The sequence below is a fragment of the Terrabacter sp. Ter38 genome (assembly GCF_024519435.1).
Lineage (GTDB): Bacteria > Actinomycetota > Actinomycetes > Actinomycetales > Dermatophilaceae > Terrabacter.
Window position 1 is genome coordinate 74,751 of record NZ_JALJRZ010000013.1, and the last position, 14,006, is coordinate 88,756.

Below are 14,006 nucleotides of genomic sequence, written 5' to 3' on the forward strand. Positions count from 1 at the left end.
CGACCCCTCGAGCGGTTGCGCGACCTGTGAGTCACCCGGGCGAAAGACGCGCTGGCACCGCAAACCTCCCAGACACCCCTCAGCGGTCGAGCGGCGCCACCGCCCTCCACTCGACGGTGAGCTCGCCGAGCCGCCAGCGCGAGGGACCGTCGAGCAGCGGCCAGCGCTCGCGGACCTCCGTCGCGGCGGCGAGGAAGCGCTGACGCGCACCCCAGGACGACTGCGGGGCGCTGCGGGCCCAGGCCCGGTCGAGGTCGGCGAGGAAGTCGTGGACGGGCTCGCCCGGCACGTTGCGGTGGATGAGCGACTTGGGCAGCCGCTCGGCGACGTCGGACGGACGCTCGAGCCCGCCCATGCGCAGCGAGATCGTCAGGCTGACGGGACCGGCCCGCTCGACCGCGACCCAGGCCGCGCGGCGGCCGATCTCGTCGCACGTGCCGTCGACGAGGAGGCCGTCCGGCGCCAGACGCTCCTGGACGAGGGCCCAGGCAGCCGGCACCTCGTCCTCGGCGTACTGCCGCAGCACGTTGAAGGCGCGTACGACCGTGGGGCGCTCGCCGTCGTGGAGCGGCACCTCGAAGCCGCCGAGCCGGAAGGTCAGGCCGTCCCGCTCGAGCGGCGTGCCGGCGGCGACCCGGGCCGGATCGATCTCGATGCCGACGACCCGGACGTCAGGGCGCACCTGCCGCAGCCGGTCGTACAGCTCGACCGCCGTGATGGGCGAGGCGCCGTAGCCGAGGTCGACGACGACGGGGGGTGTCGGGCTGCGCCGGAGGCGCCACGCCTGTGGTCCGGCGATCCATCGGTCGCACCGCCTCAGCCGGTTCGGGTTGGTCGTCCCACGGGTCACGGTGCCGACGGGGCGCTGGCGTGGGGGCACCTCCGCAGCCTAGCCAGCGCCGTCGACCACGGTCGGATGCCGGTCGGAGGTGGTTCCGCGGTCACCGGCCACCGCGGAATACATCGAATCGCGTGTGTGGTTGAGTCGAGGAAGAGCGTGAAGAGCAGCAGCGCGCAGGACGAAGGGATGCCGATGGCGGCCGATCCGAGACGGGTGGCGATGATCAGCGTCCACACCTCGCCCCTCGAGCAGCCCGGCACCGGCGACGCCGGCGGGCTCAACGTCTACGTCGCCGAGACCGCGAAGGAGCTCGCCGCGCGCGGGATCGAGGTCGACATCTTCACCCGCCGCACCACCGGCGCGACGCCGATCGAGTCCGACCTCGTCCCTGGCGTGCGCGTGCGCCACGTGACCGCCGGCCCCTACGAGGGCCTCGCCAAGGAGGACCTGCCCGGCCAGCTCTGCGCCTTCTCCGCCGGCATCATGCAGGCGGGGCTCTCGGTCCCCGAGGACCACTACGACCTCGTCCACTCGCACTACTGGCTCTCGGGTCAGGTCGGCTGGCTCGCAGCCGACCGTTGGCGTGTCGCGCTCGTCCACACGATGCACACGATGGCGCGCGTCAAGAACCTCCACCTCGCCGAGGGGGACCCACCGGAGCCCCGCGGCCGCGAGACCGGTGAGGTCCAGGTCGTCGAAGCGGCCGACCGACTCATCGCCAACACCGAGGACGAGGCCCGCGAGCTCATCGAGCTGTATGCCGCCCCGCCGGCCAAGGTGTCCGTCGTCCCTCCCGGGGTCGACCTGTCGACCTTCACGCCGGGTGACCGGTCCGAGGCGCGTCGGTCCCTCGGTCTGCCCGTCGAGGGCGAGCTGCTCCTCTTCGTCGGTCGGATCCAGCCGCTCAAGGCACCGGACCTCCTGCTCCGGGTCGCCGGTGAGCTGCTGCAGCGTGACCCGGGACGACGCCGGCGCCTGACGGTCGCCGTCCTCGGCGGCCCGAGCGGCAGCGGGCTCAGCCGGCCCCACGAGCTCGAAGAGCTGGCGCGCTTCCTCGGCATCGACGACGTCGTCCGCTTCGTGCGACCCGTCCCGCGTCCGGTCCTCGCGCAGTGGTACCGCGCAGCCGACCTCGTGCTCGTGCCCAGCCACTCGGAATCCTTCGGTCTCGTCGCCATCGAGGCGCAGGCCTGCGGCACGCCCGTCGTGGCCGCCCACGTCGGTGGCCTGCCCACGGCGGTCGGTGACGCCGGCGTCCTCGTCGACGGGCACGCCACCCCCGACTGGACGGACGCCGTGGAGTCCCTGCTGCGCGACGACTCGCGCCGACTCGCGCTGGGCTCGGCCGCCGTCGCGCACGCGGCGCAGTTCGGCTGGGGCGCGACCACCGACCGGCTCCTCGAGGTCTACCGGCAGGCGATCCGTGAGCGGGCCGGTGGCGGCAACGAGACGCCCATCGACGAGGGCCAGAGCCTCGTCGGCGTCCCGACGGCGGTGATCCCGTGAGCGCCGAGCCGCAGGAGGCCGCCCCGGCCGGCGACTCACCGGGCGCGGCCGCCGAGGCCCGCCTCACGGCATACCTCGACTCGGTCGGGCTCGAGTGGGAGCTCGGCGGGCGCCCGGGGGAGCACGTCGTCACGCTGCCCGGCGAGAAGAAGCTCAAGACCGTCGTGTCGGTGCTCGTGCGAGACCGGACGACGAGCGTCAGCGCCTTCGTCATCCGCAACCCGGACGAGAACCACGAGGCGTTCTACCGCACGCTGCTGCGCAGGAACCTGCGGTTGCAGGGCGTCGCCTACGCCGTCGACACCGACGGCGACGTCTACCTGCGCGGCGAGGTGCCGACGGTCGCGGTGGAGCCCGAGCACCTCGACCAGCTCTTCGGGATCGTCCTGTCGGCGAGCGACGACGTCTTCAACGAGCTGCTCGCGCTCGGTTTCCTCGGATCGATGCGCAAGGAGTGGGCCTGGCGGGTCTCGCGCGGCGAGTCGACGCGCAACCTCGACGCCTTCCGTCACCTGCTGGACGACGGCTCGGACGCGTGATCGGCCGTCGCTAGGCTGGCGCCATGACCTACACGCTCGTCCTCGTCCGCCACGGCGAAAGCGACTGGAACGCCAAGAACCTCTTCACCGGCTGGGTCGACGTCGACCTCACCGACCAGGGCCGCGCCGAGGGCGTGCGCGCCGGTGAGCAGCTCAAGGAGGCCGGGATCCTGCCCGACATCGTGCACACGTCGCTGCTGCGCCGGGCCATCACGACCGCGAACCTCTCGCTCGACGCCGCGGACCGCCACTGGATCCCCGTCAAGCGCGACTGGCGCCTCAACGAGCGCCACTACGGCGCGCTCCAGGGCAAGGACAAGAAGCAGACCCTCGAGCAGTTCGGCGAGGAGCAGTTCATGCTGTGGCGCCGCTCCTACGACGTGCCGCCGCCGCCCATCGAGCAGAACGACGAGTTCTCGCAGCACGGTGACGTCCGCTACGCCGGCCTCGGTGCGGCGATGCCCGCGACGGAGTGCCTCAAGGACGTCGTGACTCGCCTGATGCCCTACTGGCAGACCGAGATCCAGACCGACCTCGCCGACGGCCTGACCGTCATGGTCGCCGCCCACGGCAACTCGTTGCGCGCCCTCGTCAAGACGCTCGACGAGATCTCCGACGACGACATCGCCGGCCTCAACATCCCGACCGGCATGCCGCTCGTCTACGAGCTCGACGAGTCGTTCCGCCCTGTCACGCGGGGTGGGCGCTACCTCGACCCCGAGGCGGCTCGCGCCGCGGCGGAGGCCGTCGCCAACCAGGGCCGCTGACCCCCTCACCCGTCGAAAGGCCGTGTCCGGCCCCCCGACGGCAGTCGAAAGGCCACCTCCCGCGACGAGAGGTGGCCTTTCGACACACGCGAGGCGGCCGAACGCGGCCTCTCGACGGTGGGGTGTGGGGTCGGTCAGGCGTCGTGCTCGATGGCCTCGAGCACGTCGGCGTCCTCGGCGTCCTCGTGGTCGTAGCTGACCTCGGAGTCGTACTCACCAGTGACGAGGTAGATGACGCGGCGAGCGACCGACACGGCGTGGTCGGCGAAGCGCTCGTAGTACCGGCCGACGAGCGTCAGGTCGAGGATCGAGCTGCGCGACCACGACGTGTTCTCGTCGAGCAGGGCGGCGAAGAGCTCGCGGTGGAGGTCGTCCATCACGTCGTCGTCCTTCTCGAGCGCGATGGCCGCGGCGACGTCCTTGCTCGCGATGATCGACCCGCACTTGGCGACGATCGACTCGGCGACCCGGCCCATCTGCAGGATGTGCGAGCGCAGCTCCGGCGGGACCGCCGAGTCGGGCGTGCGCAGGCGGGCGACCTTGGCCACGTGACGCGCGAGGTCGCCCATCCGCTCGAGGTCCGAGCTCATGTGCATCGCCGTGACGACGATGCGCAGGTCGGTGGCCACGGGCTGCTGGCGGGCCAGCAGGTCGATCGACAGCTCGTCGAGCTCGATGCGGATGTCGTCGAGCTTGCGGTCGGCCTCGATGACCGACTCCGCCAGGTGGACGTCGGCGTCGAGGAGCGCGGTCGTGGCGCGGGAGATGGCCGACCCCGCGAGCCGGGTCAGCTCGACGAGCTGGTCCGAGATCGTGTCGAGGTCCTCGTGGAACTGGTCGCGCATGGTCTTCCTGTCAGTTGCCGGTCGTGCGTGGTCGTGCGTTGCCGCCTGCACCGTGTGACGCGCGGCGGTGCCGTGTCGGGAGCCAGCCTGCCACTCGCGACGCGCGCGGGACGGCATACGTTCGTGGTGGCACGTCCCCCGCTGGTGCAGAGGTTGGCAGGGCTTCGTGAATGGGTGGGGACGCCAAGGTGAACAGTGGGTTCGCGCTCCGCACACCGTGTCCCGCGTGGTCCGAGTCTGTCGCGGTGATGCGTACGCTGAGTGTCGTGGACCCGACGACAGCGGCAACGCTCGGTGGAATCGCCGGCCTCGCCCTGGGCGGCGTGGCGATGGTCGCCGTGCGCCTGTCGGACCGCTCGACGGCGGCCGAGATGCCGCCGCCGCCCGACCCGCCGCTGCCGCCCGGCGTCGGTGAGGTCATCGCCGTGCTCCGCTCGAGCGGCATCCTCGTCGACTCCTCCGACCGGGTCGTCAACAACTCACCGGCCGCCGTCGCCCAGGGCCTGGTGCGCGGCCAGGAGCTCGTCCACCCGGAGCTGCTCCACCTCGCCCGCGCCGTGCGCCGCGACGGTGTCATCCGAGAGGCCGAGCTGACCCTGCAGAAGGGCATCGGCGACGGCCGCCTCGTGGTCGCGGCCCGGGTCGCCCCCCTCGGCGCCGACCACGTGCTCCTCCTCGTCGAGGACCGCTCCAAGGCAGCGCGGGTCGAGGAGATCCGCCGAGACTTCCTCGCCAACGTCAGCCACGAGCTCAAGACCCCGGTCGGCGGGATCTCGCTGCTCGCCGAGGCTGTGCTCGACGCGCACGACGACCCCGAGGCGGTCGCCCGTTTCGCGAAGCGGATCAGCGTCGAGTCCGAGCGGCTGACGCGCCTCGTCAAGGAGATCGTCGAGCTCTCGCGGCTCCAGGGCGCCGACGTCATCAAGGACCCGACGGTCATCGACGTCGGCGCGTGCGCGCGCGACGCCGCCGACCGGAGTCGCCTCATCGCCGACGAGCACCGCATCGAGCTCGTGACCGCCATCGACGAGGGCTGTGAGGTGTGGGGTGACGCCGAGCTCGTGACCACCGCGATCAGCAACCTCGTCGGCAACGCGATCGCCTACTCCGACCCTGGCACCCGTGTCGGCGTCATGGTGCGTCGAGGTCGCTCGGGTGTCATCGACGTCTCCGTCACCGACCAGGGCCTCGGCATCGCGCCCGACGAGCAGCAGCGCATCTTCGAGCGCTTCTACCGCGTCGACACGGCCCGGTCGAGGGCCACCGGCGGCACCGGGCTCGGTCTGGCCATCGTCAAGCACGTCGCAGACAACCACGGCGCCAACGTGTCGGTGTGGTCCGAGCCGGGCCGCGGGTCGACGTTCACCATCGAGCTGCCCGCCGCCAACGCCTCCGCTGCGATCGCGCCGTCCGATCCGACGACGTATGCCGCCCTCCCGCCGTCCGAGCCCGACGTCCCGTCCGAGACCACGTCCGAGACCAGGACCGACACCAACACCGAGACCCGGGTGACGGTCGAGTCCGAGCGGGGCGCCGTGCCCGAGGCCGAGCCGTCCCGCGGCGCCGGCCCGACCCCGACCGTCAACGCCTAGTCACGTCCCCACTGCCCGAGCAGCCCACCACCCCCACGCTGCCCGACCCCGAGAGGCCCGTAGTGAGTCGCATTCTCATCGTCGAGGACGAGGTGTCGTTCTCCGATCCGTTGTCCTACCTGTTGAAGAAGGAGGGCTACGACGTCGCCGTGGCCGAGACCGGGCCCGACGGCCTGGCCGAGTTCGACAAGAACGGCGCCGACCTCGTCCTGCTCGACCTCATGCTGCCGGGCCTCTCGGGTGTCGACGTGTGCCGCGCGCTGCGCCAGCGCTCCTCGGTACCGGTCATCATGCTGACGGCCAAGGACAGTGAGATCGACAAGGTCGTCGGCCTCGAGATCGGTGCCGACGACTACGTCACGAAGCCCTACTCGAGCCGTGAGCTGCTCGCGCGCGTCAAGGCCGTGCTGCGTCGTCTCGCCGAGCCTGAGGACCTGCTGCCCTCGACCCTGGAGTCAGGACCGGTCCGGATGGACGTCGAGCGCCACACCGTGAGCGTCCAGGGGCGGTCTGCGTCGCTGCCGCTCAAGGAGTTCGAGCTGCTCGAGATGCTGCTGCGGAACTCCGGTCGCGTCCTGACCCGCATGCAGCTCATCGACCGCGTCTGGGGCAGCGACTACGTCGGCGACACGAAGACGCTCGACGTCCACGTGAAGCGCTTGCGGGCGAAGGTCGAGCCCGACCCGGCCAACCCGGTGCACATCGTCACCGTGCGCGGGCTCGGCTACAAGTTCGAGGCGGGCTGAGCCGACAGGAGCGCGGGCGCTGAGCATCTCGCGCGGTCGAGAGGCCACCCGCGGCCGCCCCGTGCAGCCCCGAGGCCACGTCTCGCGATGAGACGTGGCCTCGGGGCTGTGCGGGTCGAGGACCGGGAGCGGATCTCCCGGCGGTGCGGCTCAGCTGCCGGTGGGCGCGGGCGTCACCGTGGCGTAGTAACCGCTCGCCGTGAGCACGGGCACCTTGACGACGGTGGTGCCGCCGATGCTCGACGTGATGGTCACGGGGACGAGACCGCCGGGCTTGGTCTTGACGTCGGTCAGCTGCAGGCCCTTGGTCGCGAGGTTGACGTGCTCGCGCGGACCGAGCCGCACCTCCGAGCCGCTCGGCGCACTCGTCGCGTTGGGATCGGCCTGCGGGGCGATCTGGACGGTCATGTCCTGCTCGCCGAGATTGATGGCGGCGCCGGAGATCACGACCGTCCCGGTGCCGTCACCGACGAGCGCGAGGTCGCGCACGGCGAGCTGGCCCACGTCGGCGGGGACGCCGTCGGCCGGGACGTAGGGGGTGTTGGTCTGGACGGGCGAGTTGACCTGGCAACCGGTCGTCACGACGGCGAGGGCGACACCGGCGAGCACCGCCGACACCCGGCGGGTGGACGGGCGACGCGCGGGGGCCAGGGCGGGGTATCGACGCTTCACGGGCGACAGCCTACCGGCGCGCGCCCCGTCGGACCCGTGCACCCGCCGTCATGGCTCGTCGGGGCCGCCGGGCCGACGCCGGCCGCGGCCCCGACGCGATGTCGACAGGTCGCCGGCAGGCTGCCGGCAGGCCCCCGACCGGCCCCCGACCGACTGCCGACGGACGTCTCGGGCGCGCTGAACGGTCCCCGAGAGACTCCCGCGAAGCATGCCGAACGGCGTTCTGTCAAGACGTCAGTTATCTCGTCCCGGGCCTCGACTGTGGCTCTGACCTGCACAGATGCCGGATCCTGAGATCGCGATGTCTACAGCTTCGTGATAATCTGGAGGTCGCGAAAGGGGAAAACAGCAGATGGTTTTCAAGGTCGGCGAGACGGTCGTGTACCCCCACCACGGGGCTGCACTCATCGAAGAGATCAACACACGCACGATCAAGGGAGAGGACAAGCTCTACCTCAAGCTCAAGGTCGCCCAGGGTGACCTGACGATCGAGGTCCCCGCCGAGAACTGCGACCTCGTGGGTGTCCGCGACGTCGTCGGCAAGGAAGGCCTCGACCGCGTTTTCGAGGTGCTCCGCACGCCGCACACCGAGGAGCCGACCAACTGGTCGCGTCGCTACAAGGCGAACCTCGAGAAGCTCGCGTCGGGTGACGTCATCAAGGTCGCCGAGGTCGTGCGTGACCTGTGGCGTCGTGACCAGGACCGTGGTCTGTCGGCCGGCGAGAAGCGCATGCTCGCCAAGGCCCGCCAGATCCTCGTCTCCGAGCTCGCGCTCGCGGAGAAGACGAACGAGGAGAAGGCCGAGACCATCCTCGACGAGGTCCTCGCTTCCTGATCAGGGCAGCACACTGAACAACGAGACCGGAGCCGGTCGCGTCGGCGTCATCGTCGTCGCGGCCGGCTCCGGCTCGCGTCTGGGGGCGGGTCTGCCCAAGGCGTTCGTGCCCCTCGCCGGGGTGCCCCTGCTCGGGCACGCCCTGCAGGGGGTCCTGTCGTGCGCCGCGGTGGCCGAGGTCGTCCTCGTCGTCCCCGACGCCCACCGAGCCCAGGCCGCAGAGCTCACCGCTGGCGTATGCCGTGAGCTCGGGTCCGGGGCGACGGTGACCGTCGTGCCGGGCGGGGCCGAGCGGGGCGACTCCGTCGCTGCCGGTCTGCGGGTGCTCCGCCGCGACGTCGACATCGTCCTCGTCCACGACGCCGCCCGGTGCCTGACGCCGGTCGAGGTCTTCGACCGCGTGGTCGCCGCCGTCGCGGCAGGCGCCGTGGCCGTCGTGCCCGGCACCGCGGTCGTCGACACGATCAAGCAGGTCGACAGCGACGGCTACGTCGTCGGCACCCCGGATCGCTCGGGCCTTCGGGCCGTGCAGACGCCTCAGGGCTTCCGTCGTGACGTCCTCGAGCGGGCCCACGCCGTGACGAGCGACGCCACCGACGACGCCGGGCTCGTCGAGCGGCTGGGCGAGCGGGTCCTCGTCGTCGAGGGCGACCCCCGGGCGCTCAAGGTCACGACGCCGGGCGACCTCGAGGCCGCGGCCCGCCTGCTCGGCGCCTCCTGATCCCCGCAATGCCACCCGGCGCCGGAGCGGGACCGGACGCCACTCGAGCGGACGGGGGCGATCACTCCAGGGGGGTGCCCCGAGGTGATCCGCGGCAGCCGGTGACCGCCGCACACATCGACCCGGCGAGTTGCCTATCCTCGGCAGCGTGACGACCGAACCCAGCACCGCTCTGTCCCGACCGACGGCTCTCATCACCGGTGGCGGCACCGGCATCGGCGCGGCCATCGCGCGGCGGCTGTCGCGCGACGGCTTCGACGTCGTCGTCGCCGGCCGTCGCCCCGAGAAGCTCGCCGACGTCGTGGCCGACATCGAGGGCGCCGGCGGCCGCGCGCAGGCGCTCGTCATGGACGTCACCGACCCGGCGTCGGTGGACGAGGGCGTCGCGTCGCTCAGCCGGTGCGACGTCCTCGTCAACAACGCCGGCGGCGCGCTCGGGGTGACCCGCGTCGAGGACGGTGACCCGACGGAGTGGGAGCGGATGTTCGCCACGAACGTCGTGGGAACCCTGCGCGTCACCCAGGCCGTGCTGCCGCTCCTGCGGCGCTCCCCGCGGGCCACGATCGTCGACATCAGCTCGATCGCCGGTGAGCGCGTCTACGAGGGCGGCGGGGGCTACGTCGCGGCCAAGCACGGCACGTCCGTCGTCTCCGAGACCCTGCGGCTCGAGCTCAACGGTGAGAACATCCGCGTCGTCGACATCCGGCCCGGCATGGTGCACACCGAGGAGTTCTCGCTCACCCGGCTCCACGGCGACCGGGCCGCGGCGGACAAGGTCTACGACGGGGTCGACCGTCCGCTCGTCGCCGACGACGTCGCGGAGTGCGTCGGTTTCGTCGTCGGGCTGCCGCAGCACGTCAACATCGACACGATGGTGATCAAGCCGGTGGCGCAGGCCGCCCCGCACAAGATCCACCGCGGCCCGATCGACTGGAAGGACGCCTGATGACGTCGCTCCCGCGCGTCGGGGTGGGCGTCGACGTCCACGCGTACGCCCCCGAGGGGTCCGACCGCGCGCTGTGGGTCGCCGGGCTGCACTGGCCGGCGGAGCGCGGTCTCGACGGCCACTCCGACGCGGACGTCGCGGCCCACGCAGCGTGCGACGCGATCTTCTCGGCGGCCGGGATCGGTGACCTCGGCGCGCACTTCGGCACCTCGCGCCCCGAGCTCGCCGGAGCGTCCGGCGTCACGCTGCTCACCGAGGCCGCACGACTCGTCCGCGAGGCCGGCTACGACATCGGCAACATCGCCGTCCAGGTGGTCGGCAACCGACCCAAGATCGGCACCCGCCGTGCGGAGGCCGAGTCGGCCCTGTCGGCAGCAGCCGGGGCGCCGGTGTCGGTGAGCGGCACCACCACCGACGGTCTGGGCCTGACCGGGCGGGACGAGGGGGTGGCTGCCATAGCCACGGCTCTGGTCGCCAGGACGGCCGGCGACACCCCGAGCTCGTAGGGGCCTGCCGGCTGCGACCGGCGCTTGCCCGGTCCGGGGGACGGGTATGCCTCCTGTGGGGCGACGTGCGCCGCCCCGACGCCTGACCAGGAGGACGGCATGTCAACGAGCACCATCGTCTGGATCATCGTGGCCGTGATCGTCATCGCCGTCATCGTCGTCGCGCTGACTCGAGGCAGGAGTCGACGCGAAGCGATGCAGCGGGACAAGGCAGCCGAGATCCGGCAGCAGGCAACCGAGCACGACCGCGACCTGCGCGCCCGGGAGGCCGAGGCGACCGAGGCCCAGGCACGGTCGGACCTGGCCCGTGCCGACGCACAGAAGCGCCAGCTCGAGGCGGAGCGCCTCGAGAGGGAGGCCAGGGAGCACTCGACCGGCGCCGAGAGCGTACGCCGCGAACGGGACGAGCAGCTGCGGCAGGCCGACCTGCACGACCCCGACGTGCGCACCGACAAGGAGGGCCACCGGATCGATGAGACCGGCGAGGGCCGACTCGACGACCGCGGTGACGACCGGTTCGACCAGCCCGGCGCTGTCCGTGGCGAGGAAGACCTGACCCACCGCGGCCCGGGCCGCAGTGGCACGGCGGACGACCTCGACCGCTTCGAGGACGGCGGCGAGGACGGGTCCCGCGACGACGGCGTGCCCGGTGAGCCGCGGGACGCCGCCAACGGTGCCGACCGGCCGCGGGAGCGCGACGTCTGAGACCCGCAGCAGACGCGGTCCGAGGCCCTCGCGCGTGGCGCAGAGGGCCTCGACCTGTTCGGGAGCAGGGCGCACCTCGTTCGGCCGGCGGCGACGCGTACGGTCGATACCGGACAGCCGAGCCGGGCGTCGCACCGGGACCGGCCACGACAGCACGACAGGAGTAGCACATGCCGCAGACCGTCAAGGGTGTCATCAGCCGCAGCAAGGGAGCGGACGTCGAGGTCGTCGACGTCGTCGTGCCCGACCCGGGCCCGGGCGAGGCGGTCGTCAAGATCGAGACGTGCGGGGTGTGCCACACCGACCTGCACTACCGCGAGGGCGGCATCAACGACGACTACCCCTTCCTGCTCGGCCACGAGGCCGCCGGCTACGTCGAGGCCGTCGGCGAGGGCGTCACCGAGGTCGAGCCCGGCGACTTCGTCATCCTCAACTGGCGCGCCGTGTGCGGCCAGTGCCGGGCCTGCGCCAAGGGCAAGCCCTGGTACTGCTTCAACACGCACAACGCGACGCAGAAGATGACGCTGACCGACGGGACCGAGCTGACGCCCGCCCTCGGCATCGGAGCCTTCATCGAGAAGACGCTCGTCGCCGCCGGCCAGTGCACCAAGGTGCCCGAGGCGGACGCCGCCGCCGTCGGCCTGCTCGGCTGCGGCGTCATGGCCGGTTTCGGAGCGGCCGTCAACACCGGCGGCGTGGGGCGTGGCGACTCGATCGCCGTCATCGGCTGCGGCGGCGTCGGCAACGCCGCGATCGCCGGTGCCAAGGTGGCCGGCGCGACGACGATCATCGCCGTCGACGTCAGCGACGCGAAGCTCGAGCAGGCCAAGCACTTCGGCGCGACGCACACCGTCAACAGCACGCACACCGACGCGGTCGAGGCGATCCGCAGCCTCACCGACGGCAACGGCGCCGACGTCGTCGTCGAGGCGGTCGGGAGACCCGAGACCTACGAGCAGGCCTTCTACGCCCGCGACCTCGCCGGCACCGTCGTCCTCGTCGGCGTCCCCACGCCCGACCAGCAGGTCACCCTGCCGATGATCGAGATCTTCGGCCGTGGTGGCAGCCTCAAGTCGAGCTGGTACGGCGACTGCCTCCCGAGCCGGGACTTCCCGATGCTCGTCGACCTCTACAAGCAGGGCCGGTTCGACCTCGACGCGTTCGTCTCCGAGCGGATCGGCCTCGGAGACGTCGAGGCGGCGTTCGACAAGATGCACGCCGGTGAGGTCCTGCGCTCGGTGGTCGAGCTGTGAGCGCCGACGCGGCGGGCGACCGGGTCACGCCTTCGCAGGGCGGCGTCCGCATCGACCACACGACGACCGAGGGCACCTTCAGCCTCGACGGCGGCACGTGGGAGGTCGAGAACAACGTCTGGGTGATCGGCGACGACACCCAGTGCGTCGTCATCGACGCCCCGCACGACGCCGGCCCGATCCTCGAGCTCGTCGGTGACCGCCGCCTGACCCACGTCCTGCTGACGCACGCGCACGACGACCACGTCACGGTCGTGCCCGAGCTGCTCGCCGCCCACCCGGGGGCGAAGGTCGCGCTCCACCCCGACGACCGCGTGCTGTGGGACCAGAGCCGCCCCGACCTCGCGCCGTCGCTGGACCTCGCCGACGGCGACGTCGTGCAGGTCGGCGACGTCGAGCTCTTCGTGCTGCACACCCCGGGCCACGCACCGGGAGCCTGCTGCTTCCACGCCCGCGACCTCGGCGTCGTCTTCACGGGTGACACGCTCTTCCAGGGCGGCCCCGGCGCGACGGGCCGGTCCTACTCGGACTTCCCGACCATCGTCGAGTCGATCAGGGACCAGCTGCTCCCGCTCCCACCCGAGACGGTCGTCCTCACCGGCCACGGCCGCGCGACGACCATCGGGGACGAGAAGCCGGACGTCGAGGAGTGGATCCGCAGGGGCCACTGACCCACCTGCCGAGCCACCCGGCATACGCACGCGGGGCGTATGCCGGGTGGCTCGGGGTCGGCGTCCCCGCTCGCTCAGGCGCGGGGAGCGTCGCGCAGCAGGCTGATCTTCTGCCAGATCTTGCGGCCCATGCCCGTCGTGAGGTTCTCGATCTCGCTCACGGTGTCGAGGACGAGGGCGTCGGTCGACTCCTCGGCGCACAGGGCGGCGGCCTTGGACGTCAGCGACAGCAGCTCGGAGCAGTACTCGAGGTAGAGGGCGTAGCCGCGCACCGACATCGTGCGTGGGCTGACGACCTCGTCGCCCGCCACGGTGCCGAGCGGGGTGTCGGGCAGCAGTGCCGCCGGGTCCTTGCTCATCTGGTGCATGTCGATGATGTGGGCGAGCGAGCGGAGGCGGTGCAGCCGGGCTATGAGGTCGTTGCGCACGACCCGGTCGGCGAGCGACAGGAGGAACCAGATCGCGATGCCGGCGAAGACGAGGTCGTTGATGAGGCTCTCGACGACGGGCAGCCACTCGAAGGCGGCCACGGACCCGGCCCGGGCGACGGCGTCACGCACCGCGATCCCGACCGCGACGAGCGACACGGCCAGGACCACGACGATGAGGGCCCGCGAGGTCCACACCAGGGCGGCTCGCTGAGCAGGGGCACGCCGGCGCCGGTCGAGGAGGGCGTCGACGACCTTGCCGAGCTCCTCGGTGGCCGCGCGGAGGCCCGGGTGGCGGGGCAGATACGTGTCGATGCGTTCGCTAAGATAGCCGATGACGGCGCGCACCTCGGAACCGTCGAGCCGCTCGTAGCTCGTGAGCCGCGGTTGCGCCATGGCCCGAGCGTAGCCGTGGGGCACCGGAGAGGTCGCG

Annotated in this window: 16 protein-coding genes; 12 read left to right on the forward strand and 4 right to left on the reverse strand. The window is 72.0% G+C overall.

What is annotated here, in order from left to right:
- Positions 1 to 79: 79 nt before the first annotated feature.
- The gene (locus NR112_RS20645; protein ID WP_256796166.1) at positions 80 to 880 is read right to left on the reverse strand and encodes a class I SAM-dependent methyltransferase; all 801 of its coding nucleotides are present in this window, start codon (positions 878 to 880) and stop codon (positions 80 to 82) included.
- 153 nt (positions 881 to 1,033) lie between these two features.
- Between NR112_RS20645 and mshA the strand changes: the two genes are divergently transcribed.
- From mshA to NR112_RS20660, 3 genes are read left to right on the forward strand one after another with little or no spacing between them, the layout of a single operon-like run.
- Positions 1,034 to 2,347, forward strand: coding sequence for a D-inositol-3-phosphate glycosyltransferase (gene mshA, locus NR112_RS20650; RefSeq protein ID WP_374513433.1), 1,314 nt, complete (start codon positions 1,034 to 1,036; stop codon positions 2,345 to 2,347).
- On the forward strand, positions 2,344 to 2,886 hold the full coding sequence (locus NR112_RS20655) for a YbjN domain-containing protein (RefSeq protein WP_256796167.1): 543 nt from the start codon (positions 2,344 to 2,346) through the stop codon (positions 2,884 to 2,886). The genes mshA and NR112_RS20655 overlap by 4 nt, the downstream gene beginning before the upstream one ends.
- A gap of 23 nt (positions 2,887 to 2,909) precedes the next feature.
- The gene (locus NR112_RS20660; RefSeq protein ID WP_256796168.1) at positions 2,910 to 3,653 is read left to right on the forward strand and encodes a phosphoglyceromutase; all 744 of its coding nucleotides are present in this window, start codon (positions 2,910 to 2,912) and stop codon (positions 3,651 to 3,653) included.
- A gap of 134 nt (positions 3,654 to 3,787) precedes the next feature.
- On the opposite strand, the gene phoU is transcribed toward NR112_RS20660, so the two are convergent.
- Positions 3,788 to 4,498 (reverse strand): phosphate signaling complex protein PhoU, encoded by a 711-nt coding sequence (gene phoU, locus NR112_RS20665; RefSeq protein WP_256796169.1) that lies wholly within the window; start codon positions 4,496 to 4,498, stop codon positions 3,788 to 3,790.
- Positions 4,499 to 4,764: 266 nt separating this feature from the next.
- On the opposite strand from phoU, the gene NR112_RS20670 reads away from it, so the two are divergent.
- Together NR112_RS20670 and NR112_RS20675 are read left to right on the forward strand one after the other, a co-directional pair.
- Entirely contained in the window at positions 4,765 to 6,090 is a 1,326-nt protein-coding gene (locus tag NR112_RS20670; RefSeq protein ID WP_256796170.1) for an ATP-binding protein, read from the forward strand.
- Between the two features lie 62 nt (positions 6,091 to 6,152).
- Positions 6,153 to 6,836, forward strand: a complete 684-nt coding sequence (locus NR112_RS20675; protein WP_256796171.1) for a response regulator transcription factor — start codon at positions 6,153 to 6,155, stop codon at positions 6,834 to 6,836.
- 150 nt (positions 6,837 to 6,986) lie between these two features.
- Here NR112_RS20675 and NR112_RS20680 read toward each other — a convergent pair whose 3' ends face one another.
- Entirely contained in the window at positions 6,987 to 7,508 is a 522-nt protein-coding gene (locus tag NR112_RS20680) for a hypothetical protein (RefSeq protein WP_256796172.1), read from the reverse strand.
- Positions 7,509 to 7,860: 352 nt separating this feature from the next.
- On the opposite strand from NR112_RS20680, the gene NR112_RS20685 reads away from it, so the two are divergent.
- The 7 genes from NR112_RS20685 (at position 7,861) to NR112_RS20715 (ending at position 13,145) form a co-directional block, all read left to right on the forward strand.
- Positions 7,861 to 8,343: a CarD family transcriptional regulator gene (locus NR112_RS20685; RefSeq protein WP_020145708.1), complete on the forward strand. Its 483-nt coding sequence runs from the start codon at positions 7,861 to 7,863 to the stop codon at positions 8,341 to 8,343.
- Positions 8,344 to 8,434: 91 nt separating this feature from the next.
- A complete protein-coding gene (gene ispD, locus NR112_RS20690; protein WP_256796200.1) occupies positions 8,435 to 9,064 on the forward strand; it encodes a 2-C-methyl-D-erythritol 4-phosphate cytidylyltransferase in 630 nt (209 codons plus the stop codon).
- A gap of 148 nt (positions 9,065 to 9,212) precedes the next feature.
- A complete protein-coding gene (locus tag NR112_RS20695; protein ID WP_256796173.1) occupies positions 9,213 to 10,010 on the forward strand; it encodes an SDR family oxidoreductase in 798 nt (265 codons plus the stop codon).
- Complete coding sequence (ispF, locus tag NR112_RS20700; RefSeq protein WP_256796174.1) at positions 10,010 to 10,516, forward strand: 2-C-methyl-D-erythritol 2,4-cyclodiphosphate synthase; 507 nt, start codon at positions 10,010 to 10,012, stop codon at positions 10,514 to 10,516. Before NR112_RS20695 ends, ispF begins: the two co-directional genes overlap by 1 nt.
- A 99-nt stretch (positions 10,517 to 10,615) precedes the next feature.
- Positions 10,616 to 11,221, forward strand: coding sequence for a hypothetical protein (locus NR112_RS20705; protein WP_256796175.1), 606 nt, complete (start codon positions 10,616 to 10,618; stop codon positions 11,219 to 11,221).
- Between the two features lie 170 nt (positions 11,222 to 11,391).
- Positions 11,392 to 12,474 carry an S-(hydroxymethyl)mycothiol dehydrogenase gene (locus NR112_RS20710; RefSeq protein ID WP_256796176.1) on the forward strand — a complete coding sequence of 361 codons (1,083 nt, stop codon included), beginning with the start codon at positions 11,392 to 11,394 and terminating at the stop codon, positions 12,472 to 12,474.
- Entirely contained in the window at positions 12,471 to 13,145 is a 675-nt protein-coding gene (locus tag NR112_RS20715; protein ID WP_256796177.1) for an MBL fold metallo-hydrolase, read from the forward strand. Before NR112_RS20710 ends, NR112_RS20715 begins: the two co-directional genes overlap by 4 nt.
- 74 nt (positions 13,146 to 13,219) lie before the next feature.
- Here NR112_RS20715 and NR112_RS20720 read toward each other — a convergent pair whose 3' ends face one another.
- Positions 13,220 to 13,969: a hypothetical protein gene (locus NR112_RS20720; RefSeq protein ID WP_256796178.1), complete on the reverse strand. Its 750-nt coding sequence runs from the start codon at positions 13,967 to 13,969 to the stop codon at positions 13,220 to 13,222.
- Positions 13,970 to 14,006 lie beyond the last annotated feature (37 nt).

Coding starts and splice junctions, on each gene's coding strand:
- mshA (WP_374513433.1), top strand. CDS start 1,034: ATGGCGGCCGATCCGAGACGGGTGGCGATGATCAGCGTCCACACCTCG.
- NR112_RS20660 (WP_256796168.1), top strand. CDS start 2,910: ATGACCTACACGCTCGTCCTCGTCCGCCACGGCGAAAGCGACTGGAAC.
- phoU (WP_256796169.1), bottom strand. CDS start 4,498: ATGCGCGACCAGTTCCACGAGGACCTCGACACGATCTCGGACCAGCTC.
- NR112_RS20685 (WP_020145708.1), top strand. CDS start 7,861: ATGGTTTTCAAGGTCGGCGAGACGGTCGTGTACCCCCACCACGGGGCT.
- ispF (WP_256796174.1), top strand. CDS start 10,010: ATGACGTCGCTCCCGCGCGTCGGGGTGGGCGTCGACGTCCACGCGTAC.
- NR112_RS20705 (WP_256796175.1), top strand. CDS start 10,616: ATGTCAACGAGCACCATCGTCTGGATCATCGTGGCCGTGATCGTCATC.
- NR112_RS20710 (WP_256796176.1), top strand. CDS start 11,392: ATGCCGCAGACCGTCAAGGGTGTCATCAGCCGCAGCAAGGGAGCGGAC.
- NR112_RS20720 (WP_256796178.1), bottom strand. CDS start 13,969: ATGGCGCAACCGCGGCTCACGAGCTACGAGCGGCTCGACGGTTCCGAG.